The organism is Campylobacter sp. B0100352/1 (assembly GCF_020135855.1).
GTDB classification, from domain to species: domain Bacteria; phylum Campylobacterota; class Campylobacteria; order Campylobacterales; family Campylobacteraceae; genus Campylobacter_D; species Campylobacter_D taeniopygiae.
Genome location: NZ_JACHTP010000134.1, coordinates 1 through 229 on the forward strand (window position 1 = coordinate 1; position 229 = coordinate 229).

Annotated in this window: 1 pseudogene; it reads left to right on the forward strand. The window is 26.2% G+C overall.

Annotation, left to right across the window (positions count from 1 at the left end):
- A pseudogene (locus H2279_RS08865) lies at nucleotides 1-229 on the forward strand (hypothetical protein); the annotation flags it as partial.

Consider the following 229-nt stretch of genomic DNA (forward strand, 5'->3'; position numbering starts at 1 on the left):
AACATCATAGGACAACTTTTTCTAGCAGGATATATAGACTTTGGTTCTTATTGTGATGAAGATAGAAATAAAATAGACTATCCTACTAATTTATCTTATTATAAAGAAGATAAATATCAAGCTTGGATACATTTTAGAGATAATTTCTTTTATCAAGAGAAATTTATTAGAGATTTAGATGATCCTAAAACATTAGATGAGGATGGATATAGTCTTATTTTAGGTGATG